Genomic DNA, 3,389 nt, shown 5'->3' with positions numbered 1-3,389 from the left:
GCGATGACGCCGAACCGGCCCACCCCCTCGCGGCGCAGGGTGCGCCGCATCGCCGTCACGACCGCCGTGGTGCTGGCCCTGGCCGGCGCCAACGGCCCCTGGCTGTACCGCTTCGGGTCCGAGAAGTACCACGCCTACACGATCGACCGGCCCGCGTACAAGGCGGAGAACGGCCGCTGGGACGTCGTCGAGTTCCCGGAGGGGTACCGCCAGAACACCATCCACGCCGCCCTGCTGCGCACCGGCAAGGTGCTGCTGATCGCCGGCTCGGGCAACGACCGGAAGAACTTCGACGCCAGGCGGTTCGACACCCGAGTGTGGGACCCGGTGAAGGGCACGGTCAAGAAGGTCCCCACCCCGAGCGACCTCTTCTGCACCGGTCACACCCAGCTCGCCGACGGCAATCTGCTCATCGCGGGCGGTACCCAGCGCTACGAGAAGCTGAAGGGCGACGTCACCAAGGCCGGCGGGCTGATGGTGGTGCACAACGAGAACCCCGACAAGCCGATGACCATCGAGGCGGGCACCCGCTTCACCGGCAGGGCGAACGGCAAGACCTTCGTCGCCCAGGACTCGGTCCTGGTCCCGCGCGCGAAGAAGCGGTTCGACCGCGGGACCGGCAGGTTCCTCGGCAACGACGCCGGCCTCGGCCGTGTCTACGTCGAGGCGGAGCGGCGCGGCGCCCGCCACGAGACCGGCGCCGAGGACAACTACCGCATCCAGGGCCTGAAAGGCGCCGACGCCCGCAACACGTACGGCATCGCCCAGAAGCTGGCCCTGGACAAGAGGGACTTCCAGGGGATCCGCGACGCCTACGAGTTCGACCCGGTCGCCGAGCGGTACATCAAGGTCGACCCGATGCGGGAGGCCCGCTGGTACCCGACGCTCACCACCCTCTCCGACGGGAAGGTCCTCGCCGTCTCGGGCCTGGACGAGGTGGGGCAGCTGGTGCCCGGCAAGAACGAGGTGTACGACCCTCGGACCAGGAAGTGGACGTACACCGCGAAGGAGCGTCAGTTCCCCACCTATCCGGCGCTGTTCCTGATGCAGAACGGCAAGCTCTTCTACTCCGGCTCCAACGCCGGCTACGGCCCCGCGGACGTGGGCCGCGACCCCGGCGTGTGGGACGTGCGGACCGACACGTTCACCAAGATCCCCGGGATGCGGGACGCGGACCGGCTGGAGACCTCCGGCACCGTGCTGCTGCCGCCCGCGCAGGACGAGAAGTACCTGGTGATCGGCGGCGGCGGGGTCGGCGAGTCACGCGCGTCGACGGAGCGGACCCGGCTGGTCGACCTCAGCTCCCGCACGCCGCGCTTCACCGACGGACCGTCACTCGGCCGCGGCACCCGGTACCCGCAGTCCTCGGTCCTGCCGGACGACACGGTGCTGGTGTCCGGCGGTTCGGAGGACTACCGGGGGCGTTCGGGTTCGGACATCCTCGAGGCCCGGTTGTACGACCCGGACACGAACGCCTTCCGCCGGGTCGCCGACCCGTTGGTGGGCCGGAACTACCACTCGGGGTCGATCCTGCTGCCGGACGGGCGGGTGATGTTCTTCGGATCCGACCCGCTCTTCGCGGACCGGGCCGACTCCCGGCCGGGCGTCTTCGAGCAGCGCGTGGAGATCTACACGCCGCCCTACCTCTACCGGGGCGAGCAGCCGGTGGTGGAGGACGGCCCGGACACCGTCCGCCGCGGCGGGTCGGCCACGTTCCGCTCCCCGGACGCCGGCCGCCTGGCGACGGCGCGGCTCGTCCGCCCGAGCGCCTCCACGCACGTCACGGACGTGGACCAGCGGTCGATCGCCCTGGAGCTGGAGCGGACGGCCGGCGGGGTGACGGTGACCGTGCCCGGGAACCGGAACCTGGTGCAGCCGGGCTGGTACATGCTGTTCTTCACCGACCGGGACGGGGTTCCCTCGACGGCGCGGTGGGTGAAGGTGCCCTGAGCGCCGCGGACGGACGGGGCGGTCCCGCACCGCGGGGCCGCCCCTTCGCCGTCCGTGCCGTCAGCCCGACGCCCGCGCCAGCGCCAGCGCGTACTCCGGCCACCACTCGCCGGCCTTCGGCCCGCCCTTGCAGGTGCCGTCGGACTCGCCGGGCCGCTTGGCCCACACGTAGGCGTCGACCAGCGGGTCCGCCGTGCTGGTCGTCGGCGTCTCGCCCAGGGCGCGGCCCGGCGGGTTGCACCAGCGCTCGCCGGGGTCGCCCTCCTCGTAGGGGCCGTTGCCGTTGCGGCTGGTGTCGACGACGAAGTGCCGGCCGCCGACCTTCGCGGAGAGCGACTTGCCGTAGGCGATGGAGTCGGCGGTGGAGTAGAAGTTGGAGACGTTGACCGCGAAGCCGTCGGCCTTCTCCACCCCGGCCCTCCTGAGCGGCTCCCAGATCTGCTCCGGCCGTCCCCATCCCGCGTTGCCCGCGTCCAGGTAGACCTTGGTGTTCCGCAGTCCCTTCAGCCGCGTCACCGCCTCGTCGAGCAGCGCGTACCGCTCCTCGTGGAACTCGGCGGGTGTGCACCCGTCGACCAGGTGCAGCACGGCGTCGGGTTCGAGGACCACCGTCGCCGGGCGGTCGCCGATGCCGCGCATCACCGCCTCCAGCCAGGACCGGTAGGCGTTGCCGTCGAGGGCTCCGCCGCCGGAGTAGTTGCCGCAGTCGCGGTGCGGGATGTTGTAGAGGACCAGCAGCGCCCTGCGGTCGGCCCGCACCGCGGCCTCGGTGAGCGCACGGGCCTCGCCCTCGGGGTCGGACGTGCCGACCCACTCGCCCGCCGGCTGTTCCGCTATCCGCCGGATGACCTCGGCCTCGGCCTCCCGGCCTTCCCGCTCGTAGGCCTCGACCTGCCTGGCCGCGCTGCCGTTCGGGTTGACCCAGAACGGCGCGCCCTTCCCGACGGCCGGGCCCCCCGCCCGCTCCCTCTGCCGTTCCCCGTCCCCTTCCTCGTCACCGGAGCAGCCCACGACCGTGAGCAGCAGCGCTGTGCCGAGCACCGTCGCGCACAGCCGTCTCACCCTCCTGGCTCGCCTGATGGCGTACATCCCGTTCCCCCCTGCTGTCCCCCCTGGGCGCACTGTCGTTCCCATTCTCAGTCCTGACATTTCAGTTGTCACCCACGCGAATCCAACGGAGAGCATCAACACGGAAGTTCCGGATCATCGTTCACCTCATCCGGTGAGATAGGCCGAGACCACCACATTGGCGGTGTATGCACGCACCGCCTCGTCCCACGCGCCGGCGCAGGTCACCAGCCGCAGTTCGGCGCGGCCGGGTCTGCGCGGCCCGTAGGCGGTGCGGGCGTCGAAGTCGTCGCGGCCCAGGGTCCGCACCTCCTCCACCGTGAAGCGGGCCGGCCGGCCGTCGCCGCGGTAGACGTCGATGGCGTCGCCGG

General features: G+C 71.8%; 3 protein-coding genes. 1 reads left to right on the top strand and 2 read right to left on the bottom strand.

What is annotated here, in order from left to right; translation table 11 throughout:
- The first annotated feature begins 3 nt into the window (after positions 1-3).
- Complete coding sequence (locus HW445_RS23300) at positions 4-1,950, top strand: kelch motif-containing protein (RefSeq protein ID WP_180222913.1); 1,947 nt, start codon at positions 4-6, stop codon at positions 1,948-1,950.
- Positions 1,951-2,010: 60 nt separating this feature from the next.
- Here the strand turns inward: HW445_RS23300 and HW445_RS23295 are convergent, their stop codons facing one another.
- Both HW445_RS23295 and HW445_RS23290 read right to left on the bottom strand, forming a co-directional pair.
- Positions 2,011-3,039 (bottom strand): glycoside hydrolase family 6 protein, encoded by a 1,029-nt coding sequence (locus HW445_RS23295; RefSeq protein ID WP_180222912.1) that lies wholly within the window; start codon positions 3,037-3,039, stop codon positions 2,011-2,013.
- A 126-nt stretch (positions 3,040-3,165) separates the two neighbouring features.
- Positions 3,166-3,389, bottom strand: a 224-nt coding sequence (locus tag HW445_RS23290) for a class F sortase (RefSeq protein WP_180222911.1), incomplete at its 5' end; no start/stop codon positions are given.

It is taken from the genome of Streptomyces sp. UH6, from assembly GCF_013421635.1.
GTDB classification, from domain to species: Bacteria; Actinomycetota; Actinomycetes; order Streptomycetales; family Streptomycetaceae; genus Streptomyces; species Streptomyces abyssomicinicus.
Note: the sequence above shows the minus strand (reverse complement) of the source record. Positions and strands in the feature narration are given on the sequence as shown.

Coding starts and splice junctions, on each gene's coding strand:
- HW445_RS23300 (WP_180222913.1), top strand. CDS start 4: ATGACGCCGAACCGGCCCACCCCCTCGCGGCGCAGGGTGCGCCGCATC.
- HW445_RS23295 (WP_180222912.1), bottom strand. CDS start 3,039: ATGTACGCCATCAGGCGAGCCAGGAGGGTGAGACGGCTGTGCGCGACG.